Consider the following 22,136-nt stretch of genomic DNA (forward strand, 5'->3'; position numbering starts at 1 on the left):
TGTTCATGTCTATAATGGTTCAGATCGTATCAGACTTCCTTTTGATGAAGTTTACATAAGCTTAAGTAGGCAGGGTTTTTTGCTTATTTTAAAGATAATTTGGATTGTATTAGTTGGTTTAACACGATGTCATTTAACCTTTGCTATGCTTTCCGCAATCAATGAATTTTGTTGCTGTATCGAGAAATTGTTTAACTAAATTTGAATTTTCATTCGTTCGCCAGGCAAGACTCATTTCTACACGTGGGGCTTCTTGTTCGATGTTCACATACGTGACATCCCGCACATGAAAATTCGATGTTGATCTTGGTACGATACTAATACCCAGTCCTGACGCAACCAACCCTATTACTGTCTGTATTTCTTTCACACCTTGACGTATGATTGGGCTGAAACCAGCATCGTGACATTTTGAGATGACATCATCGTACCAACTCGGCCAAATTTCCCTCTCCACCAATATGAATTGTTCCTTGCTCAGATCCTCCAATGAAATTGAAGCTCGTTGCGCAAATGGATGTAACTTCGGTACGACAGCGATACATGACTCTTGATAAACTGACAAGAGTGATAAAAGCGGATCAAAAATAGGAGGTCTTACAAAACCAATATCAATTTCCTTATTATGAAATGCCTCAATTTGCATTGGTGTAGGCATCTCGTGAAGAATTAAATCTACGTTTGGAAACTGTTCCTGAAACCCCCGAACAATGATAGGAAGAATATCAAATGTTGCAGATCCAACAAACCCCACCACTAACCGTCCAACCATTCCATTTTGTGCCCTAAGTGCTGAAGCTTTAGCCTCCTCTAATTTGGTAAGAACGAGGAGAACCTCTTGCAAGTAAATCTTTCCCGCATTTGTCAGCTCTACATGTCTTTTTGATCTCTCAAACAACTTTACTCCCAGTTCACTTTCAAGTTGTAAAATCTGTTGACTTAAAGGTGGCTGTGTCATCTGTAAACGTAATGCAGCACGACCAAAATGCAACTCTTCTGCCACAACAGTAAAATATTTAAGTTGACGCAGTTCCACGGTCTTACTCCTTCCGATTAAGTCGTTTTACGACTTAAAAATATGATTTTTATATATTAGACACTAATTGATTCCAGTTGTAAAGTTTTTTATAAAGGAAGGAAGATGGAATGAAGAAAACAAATGGACTAGATTTCGTCAAAACCTTTATGCTGATCTTCGGTTGTTAGCTACCTGTGAAATTTGAGAACTGGTCGAGGAACGGACACACCTAACGACCGAGAAATTTAATTGGACTACGATCTATGGTTCTAGCACACTAGATAAAATTGTGAAACTCAAACGTTTGTTGAATGATCTTCTTCAGACTTCTAAAAGAATAATTATTTAAGGGAGAGAATTTTTCGTATGAATGCTGCGATGGCCATTTTATGTCTGATATGGGGATTTAATTTTGTTATCATGAAATTAGGAAATGGCGTTTTTCCTCCTGGAGAGTTTGCTGCATTGCGATTTTTAACCGGTTCCTTCGTCCTCCTAGGTGTGTGTTTGATGAGAAAAATACCACTGCCAAATAAATCGGATTTCAAGTGGTTGGTTCTAGTTGGGCTGCTACAAACAACTTATTTTAATATTGCTATTCAACTATCGCTTAACTACATTAGTGCAGGTCTTACATCTGTTTTGACCTACAGCATGCCGCTTTTTCTATCAATAATGGCACATAGGTGGATTCCCGGTGAACGGTTGACGGCAAGAAAGACGTTTGGAATTATAATAGGCATAGTGGGTTTGTTTCTTGCAATGAACATCCATTTAGGAGGATCCATTTGGACAGTGTTACTGGCACTAAGCTCCGCTATTTCTTGGGCTATAGCTAACTTGCTATATAAACTGAAATTAAAGCATTGTGATACCATTCAATTTACCACTTGGCAAATGACAATTGGAGCGATGGGATTATTGGTATATACTCTTTCATTTGAACACGGTGAATCGAATTGGGGATTCATGCCGGTCGTTTATATTCTGTTTTCCGGGGTTGTAGCCTCTGCCTTGGCTTTTGTCATGTGGAATCATATTTTGAGACATACAGAAGCAAGCAAAGCATCGATTTCGTTACTACTAGTTCCCATCGTGGGTGTCATTTCTGGATTCATATTTTTGGATGAAAACTTAAAAATAGCAACATTAGCAGGGATATTATTAGTACTGGTAGGAATATGGATTGTAAATAGTAAAAGTACTCACGAAACTTGTAAGGTAGAATCAAATGTTGTGAATAAAGGACTTTAGACGGAAAGACAATATCAAGTAAATTAACAATATTTAAATTTATGTATTAATTCTCGATCTTAGGATGATTTAGTTCTCAAACATATGAATTAATTAATATCAACTAGTCTCGAAGAATGTGAATTCAATTCTTTCTAGTCTCCAACTTTTGGGTGAGATCTATCTGATTCGATAGATAATTTGTGGACTTTGAAACGGTCCAACTTGCAAAGTCTATCGAGCAAGAAATCATTCGTTCAGCATAGGGAAAGAATGGTGTCTGACAAGGTCAATTTTACCTTTAACGAGAATATAGTTTTGGAGCAAACCTTAATGCTCATGATAGCATTTGCTAGTTTAGTGTTGCCCATCATAACTTTTAGAGACAAAAAATAATCACCCTTGAGCTTAGCACGGCGATAGGGTGGATTATTTGCCAACATCACTGATTCCCTTGAAGAGAACCTAGCTATTTGTATGACTGTTTGGTGTTCTAGCACCGAACAGTCTTTTTTTTAGTTTATGCTTTTTCTTCTATATAAATCTAGTTATAAATGAGCCATCGGCATTTTATCTTTTTGCCATTTGCCAGGATTGGTATCATCAGGGATCACCTGATCCATAATGTCACGATAGTGTTTTTCTTTTTTTATCATAAACTCTGCCATTAATTTAGCTTCCTCTAATTGAGCTAGAGCAGCCTCTTTTTGCTTCAGTATTATTTCATAACGTTCCTGAATGGTAGAATCACCTTTCAAACTTAGATCTACATATTTTTTAATGTCTTCCACTGACATCCCACATCATATTATATTTTTTTGCACCTATAAGCCATTTTATTGAATCATCATCAAATAGACGATTATTATTTTTGTCACGTTTTAAATTTGGAACTAACCCTTTATCAGTATAAAAGCGAACAGTATGATCGGTTAACTCAAGTAGTTTGGCAACTTCTTTAACTGTATACATTGTTAGACCTCCTCGTAAAAATTTATTTAAAAGTTATTCGAAATCTCTTGATTTAGAAGGTGATCTATTTATCCCATTCTTAACGGGCAGTAAGACTCCTGCATCAAGATTCGAGAGAAACAAAGAAGGAAAGTGGGAGATAACTGCCCGTAAAGATCTGACGAAGGACAGGATGTTCAAAGATCATGCAAAACATAAGGACATGGCGTTTTATGCGTGATAAGTATAGGGGGGGCTTTTTCTACGTACTTTGTTCTGAAGGAGATTTGTTATTGAAAGTACATAAAAAAAGCATTATAATTAAATTCTAAAAGTTCATGGATGTTAAGTAATGCCAAATTGCCTACTTCTATGTCTTTTTTATATGTTTAATGGTGAGATGGATAACAAGTAGGATAAACTGCTTAGATATTAGCCCGCCATAAAATAGTTTGTGTAAAGTCATGCACACACTATTTTATGGCGGGCTTTTAATTTTGTAAAAAGGGAGAGTTTACATTGTCTGAAATTGTGAGAGTGAAAGCCTTCCTACTATACACAATTTAATCAAGTCACTTACTTCGAAGAAAAAGACTTATCATAATTATAAGGGGGAAAAATCAATTGACTTGGTCAGTTTTACACATAATCGGAATTATTGCTTATGCAGCTAGTGGGGCATTTGTTGCTATGCAGGCCAAATATTCTTTTATTGGAATCTTTGTCCTTGGACTTACAACGTCTTATGGCGGGGCAGTGATTCGAAACTTAGTTCTCGATATCCCTATTTCTGACATATGGGATCGTCAATCCTTATTGATTGTACTTATAACGCTAACGATCATCATATTTGTTGAGAGGAAATGGATTAATCATTGGAAACGATGGGGACATTTCTTTGACTCTATCGGTCTTGCTTCCTTTGCCATACAAGGGGGACTATTAGCAAAAAGTCTGCAGCATGATCTAGGCATTATTGTCATTGCTTCTATGTTTACTGGTGTTGGAGGTGGAATGGTACGAGATTTGTTAGCAGGTAGAACCCCACTTGCTTTAAAGGAAGAAATCCATGCTGTACTTACAATTTTGTGTGCGATTTGCATTGGGTCTGGGTGGAACAGTCCTATTGAATTGACGACCATAGTTGTGTTCGTTGTATTTATTCGTATGTTATCGATTCGTTATAAATGGAGATTAAAACTTCATAAATGGAAAAAACTAAAACTACCTTTCAATCGATCTGAAAAACATAATAACTCTGTATGAATGAAGGTTTCGGAAATTGCTAACGAATGATATAAAAAACATGATGATATAAGGAGAGCAAGAATGACAAAGAATTTGGAACATAAATTTAGTATGCTGATCCGCGAAATAAGAAAGGAACACATTGGAAATGGACCAAGAGAAATTAATACTCGTATTGTAGGTCCATGGGTCATTTGTGAGATGAAAGGAAATTTAACGAATGTTGAAAAGTTTATGATTAAGTCAAAAGAGGGACAGATTATGGTTCATGAAGCAAGAACCGAATTAGTGAAAAATATCTATAAGGATCCTATCCCGGTGAATAAACTTGAGGAAATGATGGATGCAAAAGTTGTGAGTATTTTTACAGATATTGATATAGAAATTGATACGGCGATGACGGTTTTTGTTTTTGATAAACCTATCATGGTCAATAGTGAAAGTAAAAATTAAATACATGAAACCAATCCTTGAGGATTGAAATAAAAAGAGACCTCTTGGTATATTACGAGGTATCAGCAGCTGATCAGCCTAAGATCTCTTAATTAAAGTAACCAGAGTTATAACGCAGGAACATGTCAGGTTTGAAGGAGAAATACTGCATATCTATGTAAAGCAGTTTGAAGATGAAAAAATCTAACAAGCATTAAAACGATTTTATTACCAGCAGAGTAGGGCACAGTGGAGAAGAGTATCTCTTCCTATCACGTCACTTTAAAACAAATCCACGTTCAATACGGATTACGGACAGTAAAACAACATGGGAAATCTGTGATTCAAAGCAGCAATTAACATTTAATTGGAGGCTGGCAACGGCACCGCGTAAGGTCATTGACTATGTCGCCGTTCGCGAAATGTGTCACATGGTCCATCTAAATCACGACCGCTTCTTCTGGCGCCTGGTTGGAAAAATCATGCCGGACTACAAGGAAAAAGAGAACTGGCTGTCTTTAACAATTTGGAATATGACTGTTTAGAGGCCACCGATAACTGAATTTAGAAGTCCAACGTTTCTTACACAATGTAAGGAACGTTTTTTATTTATCAACAATATAAATCACAATTATTTATATTAAGTTTTTAATAGATTAAAAACAGAGAAGGCTCAGACAATATATCAGCGAAAATTTGGATATATCGGCGAAATTTTAGATATATCAGCGAAAATTTAGATATATCAGCGTTCGCCGAAATTTATAATATATAGGCGAACGCTGATATAAAAGATTTCATTCAAAGCTAAAAAGGAAGAAAGAAACTCGTCTCCTGCTTTAATAATCTTCGGAGATTATCATAAATCACATGCTTAAAATCAAGCTGTTTTTGCATCTAGAGGGAATTAATCGGGAAGTATACAGATAACAGTAAAAGGAGAGCGTAACACCTATACAGTGAGAGCTCTCCGCATCAAAGACACTTTTTTAGATTGTAATAGATTGATTTACTCTACCATGTTTCCACTGCTGTTTTTTTGCCTTGGACACCTATTTGTAAAGATGTCATGAATCCTTCAAATGTGGCTTCTTCTAATGTTCTTGGTGCTAAGCAATCACCTATTTGATAAACCTCAGAAGCTGAATGTTTAATTTTTTCGTAAAGTTCCACATTTGGGACACGTCCTTGTGATAAGACGATGGAATCCCAATTTTCTAGCGTTTCTTTCTCATATGAAAATAAGTTTCGAATAATGACTTGATTGTTTTTGATTTCACCTAAATCATAATGAGGAATCATCTTTATGTTTAGTTGATAAAGCTTCTTTAAATATTCATTTCGTACATATTGATGAACTTCTTCTCCAATATAAAGTTTTGAAGAAATGAATGTCACATGGTGCCCTTTTTCTGCTAATTCAATGGCCGCTTCCATTCCAGGCCAATCACCGCCAAAATCAAATACTAATACATGTTTTCCGATTGTTTTACTCCCCTGATTAAAAAGGTCATCGACTGTTATGACCCTTGGATCGTTAATTCCCGGGATGTTTGGAATAAGCGGTCTTGAACCGATCGCACAGAATATTATGTCCGGGGAAATTTTTATAACATCTGATGGTTGAATGTTCCATCCGAGTTTGACCTTTACATGACTAATGGATAACTTTCTTCTATAATTATCAAGCATTGTTTCGGCTAGTTCTTGTCTCATTGGTGCACGTTTTAATGTATGCAATAATCCACCGATTTCTTCGGCCTTATCTGCTAAAATGACTTCATGTCCAAATTCATCTAACGTTAAGGCGGCTTTTAAACCAGCTGGACCTGCACCTATGACTAGCACTTTCTTTTTCTCTCTTGGACGTTCCTTAAGCACTTGCACCTGTCTTTCTTTTCCCGTTGATGGATTTTGCACACATCCGATTGCTAACCCTTTATGATAATGACCGATACATGCTTGAAGGCAGCCGAGGCAGGCATCAATTAAATGGTGATTTCCCGATTCAGCTTTATTCGGCAGTTCTGGATCAACGATTAATGATCGAGTCATTCCCACTAAATCGGCTTTCCCGGTTGCTACAATTTGCTCTGCTTCCTGCGGGTCTACAATGCGGGATCCTACAAATACCGGTACCGCTCCAGCCATTCGTATTTTGAACGCTTGTGGGGAAACATAGGCATGTTTCATCGGAGAAGGGGGGACAATATGCGTAGAACCTGCATATGTGCTAGAATCTCCAGCTGTGACATTAACAAAATCCACCCTTACTTGATCCACTAAATATTCGACGATTTTAACCGCGTCTTTTACATCTGTACCATCCATTGTCATTTCATCTGCACTCATTCGTATCCCAACTGTGAAATCCTCGCCAACCTCCTGCCATACCCGCTCCATTACTTCAACGATAAACCTCATTCGATTTTGAAAAGATCCCCCGTATTCATCCGTACGATGATTTGTATGCTCCGACCAAAATTGGGCAGGCAGATATCCGTGTGAACAACAGATTTCAACTCCATCCAGTCCTCCAGCTTTTGCTAGTTTTGCTGAAATCGCAAAACCTTCGATGACCTCTTTAATCTCTTCCGTACTCATCGGTCTTGGCATCGTACCAAATCGTAAACTAGGAATGGCAGATGGTGCCCAAGCCGGACTGCGATAGTCACTAGAAACGACTTCTCTTCCTCCATGAAATAATTGTTGAAAAACTTTCGTGCCATATTGATGGACTTCATTCGTAAGGTCTAAATAGGCTGGGACAACATTTTGATCATATCCAGCAATTGTATGTGTCGTCAGCATACCTGATGGGTGAACCGCGGCGGCTTCTAATATAAGCAATCCCGCTCCGCCTTTTGCCCTTTCAACGTGATAAGCTGTCATATCAGGAGTTGGAATACCATCAATGACATGATTTGTTTGGTGTGCAGTACTTAATATTCTATTTTTCAATTCAGTAAAGCCAATTGTGATTGGACTAAATAAATGCTTAAAGTGTGTCATGTACATTCACTCCCTAAAAAGGTTTATAGATTATTTAGCAAAAATCATGCCAATCATTTTCAGACGTTACATTTTCAGCTGCAATTGAGTAATGTGATCTATTTTTTGAAAATTCATAATTGTTCGTTCTGATTTGTTGTACAATGAAGATAAAAACGAACCTTTTTTGCATTTGGTGATGCATTAAAGGTTCAAACTAATCAATCATTATGTCGGTATTGATTAGAAGCATGATCTAAGCAAGAAAATAAGCTCTTATTGATGCAAAATGTGTTCAATATTCTCTGAGGAGTGATGACATGATTGATGGAAATCAATATGAACAAAAAATCAATGCACTTATGAATGTCAATGAATCTCTTAAAGAGCAATTAGAAGTTTCGCTCCGAAAAAATAAAGAACTTTCCCAAATACTAAATTCTTCATATGATGAAATTTTTGTTACAGATGCAGAGGGAAACGTATTATTTGTAAGTGAATCATGCAAACATTTCACAGGCTTGCCCCCAGAGGCATATATGAATAAAAACATTAGAGAGCTAGTGGAAAAAGGCATCATCGTGAACTCAGTCACATTAAAAACCATGAATACACAAACAGTCCAATCTGTTGAACAGAACTATCCAAACGGCAAAACTGTTCTAGCCACAGCTAAACCTGTTTTTGATGAAGAAGGAAGATTGTATCGAATTGTTTGTAATTCACGAGACATTTCGGAGCTCGTTGAAATGAAGAGAAAGTTAGTAGAAATCCATTCGATTCAGAAAGAAGATCCATACATCATCCAACTAACGATCGGTCAGAAAAAGTTTATCACTCAATCTCATAACATGATCTCGACACTGCAACTAGCTGAAAAGGTTGCACCCTTGGATTCTTCGATTTTTATTCATGGAGAATCTGGTGTAGGAAAAGGAGTTTTAGCAAGGATTATTCATGAACATAGTCCGAGAAAGGACAAGACTTTTATTCAAGTGAACTGTGGTTCCATCCCCGGAACATTATTGGAATCAGAATTATTTGGTTATGAGGCTGGGGCATTTACAGGTGCAAACAAACGTGGAAAAGCGGGTCTTGTTGAGATGGCTGAAGGAGGCACCTTGTTTTTAGATGAAATTGGAGAAATGCCATTAGACCTGCAAGTGAAAATTTTGCATTTAGTTCAAGACAAAACGTTTAAAAAAGTAGGAGGTACGTCCGAAAAGCAAATTAATATTCGGATTATTTCGGCTACGAATAAAAATTTGCTGGAAATGATCGCAGAAAAAACATTTCGCCAGGATCTATATTATCGTTTACATGTTGTCCCACTGCGTATCCCTCCATTAAGGGAGCGTAAACAAGATATTTTAGTATTAACCGATTACTTTCTGAAACAATTTAATCAAAAGTATTCTCAGCATGTTGAATTAGATGAACATGCAAAGCTAATGATTCAAATGCAGGAATGGCGAGGAAATGTAAGAGAATTAGAAAATTTCATTGAACAAATTGTCGTCACTGCTCAAAAACAGATTGTCAGTATTGAAGATTTGCCATTTGCCATGGAGCATGGCATTCACAATGAAAGTCAAAAATCACTAGAGCTAATGCCATTAAAAACAGCTGTGGAAGAAACAGAAAAACAACTTCTCTCAACTGCATTGAAAAAATATAAAACGACTAGAAAAATGGCCAAGGCACTTGGGGTGAATCAAACGACAATCATGAGAAAGCTTCATAAATATCAATTGAATCAAAATGGGACGAATTGATCCCTTTCTTAACGGGCAGTAAGACGCCCACTTCAAGATTCGAGAGAAACAAAGAAGATAAGTGGGAGATAACTGCCCGTAAAGATCCGACAAAGGACAGGATGTTCAAAGATCAGGCAAGACATAAGGACGTGGCGTTTTATGCGTGATAAGTTTCGCTAACCATCAGTGGAGGATGAAGAAAACCCCCACTGATGGAAGTCTCACTTTATTTTATAAGGAACAAAATTGTGCGGAACCGGCATAGAACTTGCATGATATGTATTTGAAACAATTAAAAAAGGAGTGATAGAAATGGGAGAATTGCTTTTTTGTTTCGGTTATGGCGGGTCGCTTATCATTCTTGGTATTGTCTCAAAAGTTTTTATTCGCAGAATGGAAAAGGATGTTGTTTCCACTTATACCGAAATATCGAATGAAAAGGTGGAGATGTAATTGATCTATACAATCGGTATTATTGTTTCCTTTATTATTTACATCCTTATCGGTATTGTCCTTTCTAGAAGAGTGAAAGATTCAGAGGAATATTATGTTTCTGGTAGAAAAGGGTCAACCTTAATGGTGACGGGTACCCTTGTTGCTTCCTTTCTAAGTACCGTGTCTTTCATGGGTGAAGCAGGTTTTTCTTATGAAGGTTATCCCATTTTGTTACTAATACTCGTTATTTTTAATGTAACCGGATATGTGTTTGGCGTATTCTTTTTTGGACGATATTTGCGAAGAAGCAAATCATTAACCGTACCTGAATATTTTGGTAACCGCTTTCAATCAAATAAGGTTCGAATGGCAGCTGCCATTACCACGATACTTGGAATATCTGCCTACCTAGTGGCTGTTACACAAGGAGGTGCTGTATTACTTGCCGAAATTTCCGGTGTTTCATACCCAGTCGCTTTATTCATTATGTGGCTCGTATATGCTTCTTTTACTGTCCTTTCCGGGGCTAAAGGGGTAATGGTGAATGATACAATTATGTTTTTCATCTTTTCATTAGCTACTTATTTATCCTTTCCTTTTATCATAAGTAAAGCTGGGGGATTTCCTGACGCCATTGTGAAAGCAGCAACCAATCCCGAAAGGCCTGATTTATTAAGCTGGCATGGAATTACCGGGCCGAAAGCCTATATGGGTGAACCTTGGGAAGCATTAATCTGGGCGATTGTCCTAGGTATCGTTTGGTCTGCGGTTATCGCGATTAGCCCATGGCAAAGCAGTCGCTACCTAATGGCTAAAAATGAACATGTAGCGATTCGTTCCGGTATTTGGTCAACAATTTCTGTCATTACAATTTATCTATTTCTTCATATTAGCATTTCTACGATTACCACGGTCAACCCGAATATTAATCCTACAGAAAAAGTATTTATTTGGGCTGCGATGAATATGGTACCACAATGGTTAGGAGTCATTATCGTGAGTGGGATTATGGCTGCGGCTCTATCATCTTGTGCAAGTTTCCTGCAATTAATTGGCAGCAGTGTGACAAGAGATATCATGGAACAATCAAGAAACAAAACCTATTCCGACGCACAATTACTTCGAACAAGCCGAGTTTCAATGATTGTCGCTAGTATTGTTATCCTTCTTATTGGTCTTTGGCAATCACCTTCTATCATGTGGATCGGATATTTTGCAGCAACACTATTTGCCGCATCATGGGGACCAGTAGCCATTGCAAGTGTCTTCTCAAAAAAAGCAACAAAAACGGGCGCACTATGGAGTATCATCATGGGATTTTTAGGAGTCATACTAGGAGAATCATTGAAAAAATTCGGAGTAGAGCTGCCGGTGTATTTTAATCCTGTCATTATCGGTGTCATCTTAAGCACACTTGCCCTCTATATTGGTTCCAAATTCGGTGAAATATCGGAGGAAGAACGAAACTTTCAAAATAACATTTTGCAACGCCCACTAGAAGAAAACGAAAGAGAAGAAATGGCGATTACAAAAAGATATCCTACGTACCTTATCGTTAGTGGCATTGTCATTATTATCATTACGTTTGTGTTCTATTATTGGCCGCTAACACTTGCAATGTAGGGAGGGAATCATAAAAATGTTGACCTTAGGATTTTCATAGGTCAACATTTTTTTGTATTCTCTTAGACACTCTTTTTTTACGACTACACCTTATTTTTTAGAGGAGAAAGCCGGTGTACAGTAAGGTTATATAGAACCCAAATATCTGTATACCAAAAACTAAAAAATATGTTACGTAGAAAAACCTCAAATTTATCTACAGTCTGAACGTTATTGTAATGAATATTTTTTATTTATCCCATTCTTAACGGGCAGTAAAACTCCACTTCAAGATTCGAGAGAAACAAAGAAGATAAATGGGAGATAACTGCCCGTAAAGATCCGACGAAGGACAGGACGTCCAAGTCAGGCAAAAGCCACAGGACGTGGCGTTTTAAGCGTGATAAGTTTCGCTAACCATCAGTGGGGGATGAAGAAAACCCCCACTGATGGAAGTCTCACTTTATCAAAATACAATTCACACAAAAATATTATGTAGATAAAATTGTGTGCTTACCTGTCATGAATCAAGTAGGAATGAAAATGTGTTCGTAAACTTAAAAAACATTCACAACCGAGCGAGTAAAAATATTGTTTTAATCACTTTGACAATCTTTATGAATGATTGGGAGATTGCTAAGGTTTAAATATAAGGTTTAATTATTGCATTGCAGATGTGGATTTAAAACAAAGTTCAACCGTTTGTAATAAAGTTGCACCGTTTTGAAAAAAGTTCAACCGTTTATATGTGGATTTTTGATAATGTAGGATTTTCTCTTATTAAGCAAACGGGCCATATTGTTGAAGATTGGCAGTTCTTTTTACAAAGGAATCGAAGTTGAAATCATAAAACGTCTCCAGACTCTCAACCAAAAGAAAAAACACCAATTATCGGTGCTTTTTCTTTGATACACAAGGCAGCTATTATCCAATTCGTCACACTCTATTCAAGTAATCGTCGAGCTGATCAAAGGTTTCGCCAAAACCTTGCTTCATTGATTCAAACTCTTCCACAAATCTCTTACGTTCTGTCTCAGATGCATTTATAGGACCACCTCGAAGGGTGATTGTGGTTTTGCCTTCATTTTCTGAAAACGTCAGTGTATTTAATACTTCTAGCGGCCAGATCGGGCTAAATGGTGCACGGATCGTATTGCCCTCTTCATCAGAAAATGAATTGATGAAGACGATTTTCTCTGGTGCAATGATTTCGCGATAAACAAACTTGCCCCACATTTCGTGGCCATTAGTGGATTGCATGCAGTAGTGAAAGACACCATCTGGGCGGAGATCGAACTTCGTTACATCTATCGTGAAGCCTTTCGGTCCCCACCAGTGCTTCAGATGTTCAGGATCGGTCCATACCTTGAATACCAGCTCGCGTGGTGCATCGAAGGTACGCGTGATAACTAATTCACATTCATCAGTGTTCATTTTAGTGGAATTTATTACATTTTCCTTTGACATTTCAGTTCCTCCTTAAATGTGTAGGTTGTTGCCATTTTAGTTATATTGTTAAGCTATTCTTACTAATCAATGAAGCGGATTTTATTTTTTTGTGATGGAAAATATAAGAGCCGGCTATCAAAATGTAGCCGATAATAAAAAACAGCCATCCACTAGCAGGGTCGCCAACAGATATACTTGAATACATAGCACCCGTTAAATCAAATACAAAACCTGCATAAGCCCATTCCTTAATTCTCGGAAAACCAGGAATAAGTATCGCTACAACACCTAATAATTTGGCAATTCCGAGAAAGGGCAGGAGGTAGGTTGGATAGCCTAAATGATTAAATAAAGCAACTGCATCGGGAACAGACATTATATCCGGAATAGAACCAAAAATCATCAATGTCACAAACGGCCCTGTAAAAATCCAGTATATAATTTTTATTTTTTTCATTTACTCATTTCCTCCCTTAGTTTTGTATATTAACCGTATATTGCAAATTTCCTATTTTGTTGTGTTTTTGTTCCTTAAATCTTCGCCAATTGTTCCTCAAGACGATCAAGCGTGGATTTTGCTCCCTCAATGGCGCCGTACTCCTTGACCAACTTATCCAATTCGGCTGCTTTCTGCCATGATTTCATTCCTCCAATTTCGTTTTTTTTATGCACTTTTGCAGGACTACTGCTAGTCGTCATGGTTCACTTCCTTACCTTGCAGGTCCTGCAGGTATTCGTCTAAGCGGTCGAATCTCTCGTTCCAGATGTGGCGGTAAGACTTCAACCATTCATCAATCTCTTTGAACGGCTCGGCTCTCAGTTTGTAGATCCGTCTATTGGCCATCGCCTGCACCTCTACCAACCCGGCATTATTAAGTACACGAAGATGTTTGGAAGCTTGCGGCTGGTTAAGTCCAAGTCGTTCGGCAATTTCCCCTACTGTGAGAGGCCCGTCACGCAAGAGTTCTACGATGTGTAGTCGGTTGGACTCAGCAAGAGCATTCAATGTTGTTTTCATGAATTGAATATACATTAATAGGAATATTCCTGTCAAGGAATATTGTGGAATTTTTTTCCTAATTTACGTTCCTTGTTGCCTCTGTGATTGTTTACAATTTGATTTTTATTAAACGAGAGGCTCTAGTTCAATATGCGCTAGTTAGCTTTAGAAGCACTTTAAAATATTATTGATCTTCAACAATTGGGCGCTATCCTTGAATAAGGGTAGTGATATTTAAAGGGCCATTTAATTGAGTATGAGGTTGTATAAACCCCCTTGGGCGTCCAAGGGGGTTTATTTATGTTAGGTTCCGTTGATGAATTATTATGTTAATAAAAGGTGAATATAATATGAACTCGTATTTTATTATTTATGAGTGTGTCTAAGTTTCTATTTATGACTCTTTATCAATGGGAGAAGTAATCTTGTCTTTGTACAAATCAAAATACAGTTGACCATTTGTTCCCCGAACACAATATGAAACATCAGGTAGGGTCAATCCTCGTTGATCTAATTCTGTAAATAACCAACTTTTTGTTAGGTGGTTTTGAGTGAAATTTTTATCAATAATTTGACCATCCATAATTAATTCAATAGGAAAAGCTGATTGGGTAGGAGTGAAAATCCCTAAATCTTTTTTGGTTACATTTCGATGCGGGGGTTTCTTTAATACAGATAAATGTCCGCCAGCTTCAACAATAGCGTATTCTACTTCATCAATATCAAATATTTCTTTTCCCCTTAAGGCTTGATTTAATGAATCTATTGTAAATTTTAATTTACCCATATTTTTTTCAAGTATTTTTCCATCTTGTATGACTACAGTAGGTTCTCCATTAAGAAAGGCTCTGGCATTTCTATTTTTTAATGAAACTAAAGTGGCAAGGAATATAATCGTACTAAAAATTATTAATGCAGTAATAAAGTTACTGAAGCGTATGGAGGTATTAAATGTCAAATTTCCTGCAATAGATCCTAGCGTAATTGAAGCAATAAAATCATGATAAGTCATTTGAGAAATAGTTTGTTTTCCAAGTAAATGGGCAATACAAATTAGCAAAACAAATGCTGCAAGAGTTCGAATTATGACTTCAAAAGTTCCGACCATTATCCTCACCTTTAACTTTTTACTTACTATTTTTTTACATTAAAGGCTTAAAACATACATAAAAGAAAATAACTTTTGCAAAGATATTTGAACGAAACAAATTAACTTATTATGGTTGCCTGGGAATAAGTCTTGGATTCTATGAGTTCCAAGGCTTTATAATTGCTGATAAGAAATATTTATGTGAAATAGAAATATTTAAAATAATCATTGTTGAACCACTGAGATAGAGTATATTTCTATTCAAGAATCGGGCGCGATTGTGGAACAACATAGGTAGAAAATGATCAAACTTTTTTATAAAAACCAAACTTAAAATCTGCTGGAGAAGAATCCATTTTGATCAATCTTTTGTCAAAATGGATTCTTTTTATTTATCATAAAAAACTAGTTTGTGAGTTATTTTTGATCAAACTTTATTTCAAAGCAACAGCAGGTACCTTTTATCCCATACTTAACGGGCAGTAAGACTTCCACTTCAAGATTCGAGAGAAACAAAGAAGATAAGTGGGAGATAACTGCCCGTAAAGATCCGACGAGCGATTGACGTCCAAGTCAGGCAAGACATAAGGACGTGGCGTTTTATGCGTGATAAGTTTCGCTAACTATCAGTGGGGGATGAAGAAAACCCCCACTGATGGAAGTCTCACTTTATCATAACGTCTAACCAAAATGTTTTTTGCATTTTCCATTTTATATAAAAAGAGGTAAAAAATTGAAACTATTTTCTTTTTAAAACGTACTTAATTATGAGAAACATAGGATACAAGATCATTTAAACAGGAGGGGATCTTATGAGAAATTCAATACATAAAAAAGGACTTATTTTCGGACTGATCATTTCTTTAAGTCTTCCGACAATTGCATTTGGAAGGGAACCAGCTGCTAGTCCAAATTCAACAAACCAACCTATTAATCTAGTTAAAAGTACAAATGCGGTAAGCATAACCAGTACACTTAATCTACTAAATTTACCTGCAATTTATCCGAATGAGCAGAGCGAGCTCTCAAGAAAAGGCCCAATCGTTGAATCGAATAAACAACAAGATCGATTTGTACAGAATGCTGTTCAATTTCTTACGAATGTGGAAGAGGGGAATGGTATACAAGCCTTAAAGTTGTCATCTCGCGCTTTAAAGAAATCTATTTCAGAACAATGGATTAAAACCTACTGGACTACACTTATGCAGCAATTACAGCCTCAAGGAGGTTCATTTATTGGTTTTGGGACAGCTAAGGTCAAGGAGTCGAATCGAGTCCATACCAATGTTGAAGTTGAGCTTCAATTCGAAAAGGCAACGTTTCCGTTTATACTTAGATTAGACCAGTCAGGGAAGGTAGATGATTTTCAATTAAATATGTTTACAGGTCCGTTTGCTCCAGATCCCGAGTACAGTGATCCAGATTCTTTTATTGAAAAAGACGTTGTGGTAGGAAAAGGAGATTTTGCCCTGCATGGAACACTGACAATTCCTAAAGGGAAGGGACCATTTCCGGTAGTTGTTCTAGTTCAAGGATCAGGGGCAAGTGATCAGGATGAAGCAGCTTATGCGTTAAAACCTTTCCGTGATTTGGCGTACGGTCTAGCTACAAAAGGAATTGCTGTACTCCGTTACAACAAACGGACATTTGAACATACAGTAAAAACAACAGCAGATCTAAATCACACGGTTGATAAAGAAACAACAGATGATGCGCTTTTAGCAACTCGTTTACTTGAAAAAGAGAAAAAAATAGACGATGAGCAAATCTATATTCTTGGTCATAGCCAAGGCGGTATGATGGTGCCTCAAATGATTGATCAAGATAAGAGACAAAACATTGCAGGTGCGATCGTAATGGGCTCACCAGCAAGAACAATTCAGGAGGTTATTTTTGACCAATTTGATTATCTTCTTTCAATTGGCCAACTCTCACCTCAGGCATATGATTTTTATTCGAAACAATTCGAAATGATAAATGATCCGAATTTCTCTGGAGAAAATCCCCCTGATGAATTTCTCCTTGGTCAGGCAATGTTTTGGGATTCTTTCAATGATATTAGTGCAGCAGAGATGGCAAAGGATCAAAATAAACCATTGCTTATCATTCAAGGTGAACGGGATTATCAAGTGATATCAGACATTGAGACGCCTATTTGGAAAGAGGAGCTTTCTCATCGTGACAATGTTGAATATCGACTATATCCAATGCTGAATCATTTCTTTACAGAAGGCGAAGGGGAAATGAGCACACCGGCAGAATACCTTACACCTGCTAACATCCCAGAATATATAATTAATGACATTGCTGAGTGGGTTAAGTCTGAACCCTATAAAAGTGAATCAAAAAAGGTTAGTCACTCATCTTTGGTTCGGTAAAGATGAGGATGAATAGATAATAGTAGCAAGTGAACTAGAAAAGATCATATTGGTATGGGAAACAAAACAACATTCTAATTAATAAAGAATTAAAAACCTTGATTGGATTTTGCTTTTCAAGGTTTTTATTCTAAATAGAAAGTTTTAGAAATAACAAAAATGTTGACCTTAGGATCTCTAGGTCAACATTTTTTTGTATTCTCAATTTCTCAGTCGTGAAGGTTATACCAACAAGGAGTTTTGTTTTAATACCTGGCAATGGCAAAAAGAACGAGAATTTACGAGATGACATGTAACATATAGGAGAGGTTAAATTAATATTCATAGAGAAATGGGTTTCCATAATTTTAACAGCAGGTAATTTTACCTTCAGTATAAAAGGGGGGTGTTGAGTGTTTCTTTAATAGATATATCTTTTAATTATTAGGAACTAGAAAGAGAGTGAGGAATGTGAATGATGTTTCAAAAAAATCAATGAAATGTCCAATCTGCAGTAAGGGCAATAACTGTGGCTACCATTCATGCTGGTGTACGAAAGAGTATTTTCCAAAAGAGATTTTTGAGTTAGTACCAGATAATCAATTGAGAAAATCGTGCATCTGCAAAGAATGTCTTGATAAGTTTAAGGAAAAGTAAGTATAAAACTAAGATTTACAGGATGTTGCAAAATGTGAAAAATTGGATATAAATACTGAATATAAGAGTGGTAGAAAACTAGAATTGTTACAGCAAACTTTAAGCATTAAAAAATAGGTTGTGTAAATGACCTATTATTTCATATGTTCAGATATAGATAGATAAAAAGTAGATGATGCTTACCCCATTCTTAACGGGCAGTAGGACTCCCACTTCAAGATTCGAGAGAAATAAAGAAGATAAATGGGAGATAAATGGGAGATAACTGCCCGTAAAGATCCGACGAGCGATTGACGTCCAAGTCAGGCGAGACATAAGGAAGTGGCGTATTAAGCGTGATAAGTTTCGCTAACCATCAGTGGGGATGAAGAAACCCCCTACTGATGGAAGTCTCACTTTATTACAATGGGTTTCTATGAAAACAAATAGACAAAAAATACATAGGAAAAAGCTCAAAGCTATTATAAAACAAACCCCTCTAAAATTAGAGGGGTTTTAGTGGTTTGAACATGGCAAAATATCGAATGATACGTACTTACTTTTGGGAAGAATCCGATTGTTTCAGAAGAGATGCCCATTGTTAGCAATTTATGTTGTTCCACTACTTCATTCCATGCTCTTTCGACTTTTTGACGAGCTGATTAGCAAAGCGAATATATAACTTGTTTTATGTATGAACCATGTATCAGAATATGATGGTAAGTAAGCCGAGTGCTTTTGGCCGTATCCGGACAAAAACGGCTTAGCTTTCATTCCCTCAGACCTCAAGCTAAGCTTCGAAACAAGTGCAGAATATTCAATTCTCCTGCAAGTCCTGACAATACTCTCTGATCAATTTGACTGCTTGCGTTTGGCTGATTTGTAGATCCTTGGCTACGCGCCTGGAGCTCCGATTCAGCTTATAGGATGCACGAACCATCTCTTTTTTTGCTAATTCGATCGCCTCATTGAGGGAAGTGGGGACGGTTTTATCAATCAGCAGCTGGCTTTGTCGATAAACGCCTTCGGGTAGATCATGGATGCCGATGACATCATCGCTAGTAATGACAAGCTTTTCGATAAGGTTTTCTAATTGCCTTACGTTTCCTTGCCAGGAATAATGGGTCAGACACTCGAGGCAATCTTTTGAAATTAATTTGTTCATTTCATATTTTCGATTAAATTTATATAAGAAATGATAGGTGAGCGGGCTGATATCTTCCGGTCTTTCACGAAGAGGAAGCATGGTGATATCCACTACGTTCAGCCTGTAATATAAATCCTCCCGAAACGTTTTGTTTTTCACCATTTCGTACAAGTCTTTATTGGTCGCAGTAATAATACGGATATCCACGGTCTTTTCTTGAGTTCCGCCAATTGGAATGAATTTTTTATCCTGAATGACTCGCAGCATTTTGGCCTGAAGAGGCAAAGGCATGTCCCCGATTTCATCAAGAAACAGTGTCCCTCTATCAACAGTTTCCAACATCCCTTTTTTTCCGGAACGGTTTGCATTTGTAAACGCTCCTGGTGTATAGCCAAAAAGCTCGGATTCCATTAATTCAGCAGGAATGGCTGCACAATTAATTGTTAAAAAGGGACCGTTTTTTCTACTGCTGTTTTCGTGGATATATTGGGCTAAAACGCTTTTACCTGTTCCGGATTCACCAAGAATTAATATCGTAGAGTTTGTAGCCGCCACCTTCCTAGCATACTTCAATACATTTTTCATTTTTTTATTATTTGTGATAATGCTAGTAAATGAATCTTCCATTTCCTTCCTTTGATCTGAATCCTTTTCTTTACCTTTCAGCATTTTATAGCTTTGTAATTCTCTTGCAGTTGTTACGATCAATTCCACTTCCTTCTTTTCATTTAAAATAGGGACGGCAGAAGTGAGCAGCTCTGCACCGAGGACAGTGGTTTGTTTAATCGTAATCGGCTCTTTTCTTTCCAAGATATCGGGGAAAATGGAGGGAAACCAATATCCCTTATCAACTAATTCCAAGCTTAATTTTCCCATCACATCTTCCTTATTTAATCCATAATGCTTCTTACAGGCATCATTGACATAAATAATTTTCTTATTCTTATCCAAAACAAAAATTTCATCAGAAGAATAATCCAAAATTTTAGTAAGCGTTTCCATGTCCAAATCAAAATTGGTAAATAAATTGGATAATGTCATGAGGTGACCTCCCGAAAACGATCATGTGAGTTTAAGAGTACTCACATTGAGTACAATAGCGTTAAAAAATAATGAATATTCTTGATGTGATGAATCAACTTGTCGTTTCGCCACTCTTTAAAAGTTTGGCACGGTTATTGCGAGTTTTATCGTGTATAGCAGCAAGTGTAGTGGGTTTTTTGTGTTTACAAGTTAACTTATAAAGTTTGGTTATGTAATAGAATCTTATAACTTTGCACTTAATCATAGAAGAAATATTCTGAATTGTAAATAGGGGAAGTAGGGTACATAGATAGGAGACCAACGTGAGGCAGCAGAAATATTATTTTGCGGAGGTTCGGCGCAGTTGCTCCTGATATCTTTGATGATGAAGGAGGATTTTCTTTTAGCATTTTGAATGAAAAGGAAGAAACCATGGCACTTCTGCCCTACAAACTCAGGTCAAAATGAAAGAAGAACCGTTTGAGGCTTCTTTAAAGGTCGAAGCAGAGTGAGTGTAGGGGTACACTGAACGTTATTGCACTCGCTTTCATTTTTTGAAATCCCGTCAATCTTGACTTTTAAAGCTAAAGGCAGTTGGCATGAAAGTTGCAATGACTATTCAGGAGAAAACGAATTAAAGGATTTGAATGAGGTAAGGGGGAATAACAAATGAAACAGTTACAAACAGATCAGACCTTGGAATACACGCTTCCGTATGATCATTATGTGGACCAGCAAATATTTGAAGAAGAAAATAAAAAAATCTTCCAAAACAGCTGGATTTTAGCCGGACATACGAGCCAAGTGGAAAATGTCGGAGACTTCTTCCTTTTTGAAATAGTGGATCAGCCATTAATCATCAGCAGAGATAAAAACAATGAATTGAATGCTTTTTACAATATATGTCCTCATAGAGGAACAAAAGTAGAAAAAAGTGAGCAAGGAAATAAAAAGGTTTTCATGTGTTCTTATCACGGCTGGACATTCCACTTGAACGGAAAATTGAATAGGGCACCAAACTTCGATACAAATGAATTAGGAAACCATAGCTGCATGACACAGGTGAAGCTGGAAGTATTCCAGTCATTGATTTTCATAAATTTGAACCCAGATGCAAGGCCGATGGCGGAAACATACGGAGAATTGATGGCCAACTTGGAAAAATACGCGTTCTTGGATTCATTGAAAAAGATTCGTGTCACACAAAGAGTCATTGATGCCAACTGGAAAGCGGTTGTTGATAACTATTTGGAATGTGACCATTGTAAGATTGCACACCCTGAGTTTTCAAAAACCTTCGATATGAAAAATTACCACATTGATTTACATGACAATTTTTCATGTCAATATTCCGAACTGACGAACAAAACAAATGAAGATCAAGAAGAGCACGCTAATTTCTATTGGGTATGGCCGAACTTGATGGTGAGCATTTATCCTGGAGAAGAAGGAAATATGACGACAAGCCAAATTTTGCCGCTGGCTCCGGATAAATCTCTGGCTATCTATAGCTACTACTTTAAATCAGACGAAATTAATGAGGAGCAGGAAGAACTGATTCGCTTCGTGGATCAGGTCAGAAGAGAAGATTTCGATCTTGTGGAGTTATTGCAAAAAGGTTTCCATACGAATGCCTTCAAGCACGGAATTTATTCTCCGACTGAGTATGCAATCAAATTTTTCCACGGCCTTTATGAAAACGCTATCAAACGAGGGTCAGTGATGAAGAAATGAAATCGCGTGACGCCTACTTTTTTTAGGGGGCAT

At 37.1% G+C, this 22,136-nt stretch carries 17 protein-coding genes and 2 pseudogenes; 10 read left to right on the forward strand and 9 right to left on the reverse strand.

Annotation, left to right across the window (positions count from 1 at the left end; all coding sequences use genetic code 11):
* Nucleotides 1-133: 133 nt before the first annotated feature.
* Entirely contained in the window at nucleotides 134-1,036 is a 903-nt protein-coding gene (locus GMB29_RS10110; protein WP_136357512.1) for a LysR family transcriptional regulator, read from the reverse strand.
* A 348-nt stretch (nucleotides 1,037-1,384) separates the two neighbouring features.
* Between GMB29_RS10110 and GMB29_RS10115 the strand changes: the two genes are divergently transcribed.
* Entirely contained in the window at nucleotides 1,385-2,272 is an 888-nt protein-coding gene (locus tag GMB29_RS10115; protein WP_136357514.1) for a DMT family transporter, read from the forward strand.
* A 527-nt stretch (nucleotides 2,273-2,799) separates the two neighbouring features.
* Here the strand turns inward: GMB29_RS10115 and GMB29_RS28035 are convergent.
* Nucleotides 2,800-3,223 (reverse strand): annotated as a pseudogene (locus tag GMB29_RS28035) (MerR family transcriptional regulator).
* A gap of 603 nt (nucleotides 3,224-3,826) precedes the next feature.
* Here GMB29_RS28035 and GMB29_RS10125 point away from each other — a divergent pair.
* The 3 genes and pseudogenes from GMB29_RS10125 to GMB29_RS10135 all read left to right on the forward strand — a co-directional run.
* Nucleotides 3,827-4,468, forward strand: coding sequence for a trimeric intracellular cation channel family protein (locus GMB29_RS10125; protein WP_136357518.1), 642 nt, complete (start codon nucleotides 3,827-3,829; stop codon nucleotides 4,466-4,468).
* Nucleotides 4,469-4,531: 63 nt separating this feature from the next.
* Entirely contained in the window at nucleotides 4,532-4,903 is a 372-nt protein-coding gene (locus GMB29_RS10130) for a Na-translocating system protein MpsC family protein (RefSeq protein WP_136357520.1), read from the forward strand.
* Nucleotides 4,904-5,027: 124 nt separating this feature from the next.
* Nucleotides 5,028-5,427, forward strand: a pseudogene (locus GMB29_RS10135) (M48 family metallopeptidase); the annotation flags it as partial.
* Between the two features lie 469 nt (nucleotides 5,428-5,896).
* Here GMB29_RS10135 and GMB29_RS10140 read toward each other — a convergent pair.
* Nucleotides 5,897-7,894, reverse strand: a complete 1,998-nt coding sequence (locus tag GMB29_RS10140; RefSeq protein ID WP_168733944.1) for an oxidoreductase — start codon at nucleotides 7,892-7,894, stop codon at nucleotides 5,897-5,899.
* A gap of 299 nt (nucleotides 7,895-8,193) precedes the next feature.
* Between GMB29_RS10140 and GMB29_RS10145 the strand changes: the two genes are divergently transcribed.
* The 3 genes from GMB29_RS10145 (at nucleotide 8,194) to GMB29_RS10155 (ending at nucleotide 11,688) form a co-directional block, all read left to right on the forward strand.
* Nucleotides 8,194-9,648: a sigma-54 interaction domain-containing protein gene (locus GMB29_RS10145; RefSeq protein ID WP_136357524.1), complete on the forward strand. Its 1,455-nt coding sequence runs from the start codon at nucleotides 8,194-8,196 to the stop codon at nucleotides 9,646-9,648.
* Between the two features lie 294 nt (nucleotides 9,649-9,942).
* Complete coding sequence (locus GMB29_RS10150; RefSeq protein WP_155443869.1) at nucleotides 9,943-10,083, forward strand: hypothetical protein; 141 nt, start codon at nucleotides 9,943-9,945, stop codon at nucleotides 10,081-10,083.
* Nucleotides 10,084-11,688: a sodium:solute symporter family protein gene (locus GMB29_RS10155; protein ID WP_136357526.1), complete on the forward strand. Its 1,605-nt coding sequence runs from the start codon at nucleotides 10,084-10,086 to the stop codon at nucleotides 11,686-11,688.
* Nucleotides 11,689-12,603: 915 nt separating this feature from the next.
* Here the strand turns inward: GMB29_RS10155 and GMB29_RS10160 are convergent.
* The 5 genes from GMB29_RS10160 to GMB29_RS10180 form a co-directional block, all read right to left on the reverse strand.
* Entirely contained in the window at nucleotides 12,604-13,134 is a 531-nt protein-coding gene (locus tag GMB29_RS10160) for an SRPBCC family protein (protein ID WP_136357528.1), read from the reverse strand.
* A 40-nt stretch (nucleotides 13,135-13,174) separates the two neighbouring features.
* The gene (locus tag GMB29_RS10165) at nucleotides 13,175-13,573 is read right to left on the reverse strand and encodes a DoxX family protein (RefSeq protein WP_136357530.1); all 399 of its coding nucleotides are present in this window, start codon (nucleotides 13,571-13,573) and stop codon (nucleotides 13,175-13,177) included.
* 74 nt (nucleotides 13,574-13,647) lie between these two features.
* Nucleotides 13,648-13,815 (reverse strand): hypothetical protein, encoded by a 168-nt coding sequence (locus GMB29_RS26980; protein ID WP_196305240.1) that lies wholly within the window; start codon nucleotides 13,813-13,815, stop codon nucleotides 13,648-13,650.
* Nucleotides 13,805-14,149 carry an ArsR/SmtB family transcription factor gene (locus GMB29_RS10175; RefSeq protein WP_227551656.1) on the reverse strand — a complete coding sequence of 115 codons (345 nt, stop codon included), beginning with the start codon at nucleotides 14,147-14,149 and terminating at the stop codon, nucleotides 13,805-13,807. The genes GMB29_RS26980 and GMB29_RS10175 overlap by 11 nt, the downstream gene beginning before the upstream one ends.
* A 361-nt stretch (nucleotides 14,150-14,510) precedes the next feature.
* Nucleotides 14,511-15,224, reverse strand: coding sequence for a DUF421 domain-containing protein (locus GMB29_RS10180; protein WP_136357535.1), 714 nt, complete (start codon nucleotides 15,222-15,224; stop codon nucleotides 14,511-14,513).
* A gap of 794 nt (nucleotides 15,225-16,018) precedes the next feature.
* Here GMB29_RS10180 and GMB29_RS10185 point away from each other — a divergent pair.
* Entirely contained in the window at nucleotides 16,019-17,584 is a 1,566-nt protein-coding gene (locus GMB29_RS10185; protein ID WP_136357537.1) for an alpha/beta hydrolase, read from the forward strand.
* A gap of 474 nt (nucleotides 17,585-18,058) precedes the next feature.
* Nucleotides 18,059-18,220, forward strand: coding sequence for a cysteine-rich CWC family protein (locus GMB29_RS10190; RefSeq protein WP_136357574.1), 162 nt, complete (start codon nucleotides 18,059-18,061; stop codon nucleotides 18,218-18,220).
* A gap of 796 nt (nucleotides 18,221-19,016) precedes the next feature.
* Here the strand turns inward: GMB29_RS10190 and GMB29_RS10195 are convergent.
* Nucleotides 19,017-20,387 carry a sigma-54 interaction domain-containing protein gene (locus tag GMB29_RS10195; protein WP_136357539.1) on the reverse strand — a complete coding sequence of 457 codons (1,371 nt, stop codon included), beginning with the start codon at nucleotides 20,385-20,387 and terminating at the stop codon, nucleotides 19,017-19,019.
* Between the two features lie 651 nt (nucleotides 20,388-21,038).
* Between GMB29_RS10195 and GMB29_RS10200 the strand changes: the two genes are divergently transcribed.
* Nucleotides 21,039-22,103: an aromatic ring-hydroxylating oxygenase subunit alpha gene (locus GMB29_RS10200; protein WP_136357541.1), complete on the forward strand. Its 1,065-nt coding sequence runs from the start codon at nucleotides 21,039-21,041 to the stop codon at nucleotides 22,101-22,103.
* The last annotated feature ends 33 nt before the right edge of the window (nucleotides 22,104-22,136 follow it).

Origin of the sequence: Metabacillus sediminilitoris (genome assembly GCF_009720625.1) — a bacterium.
In the GTDB taxonomy this organism is placed as follows: Bacteria; Bacillota; Bacilli; order Bacillales; family Bacillaceae; genus Metabacillus; species Metabacillus sediminilitoris.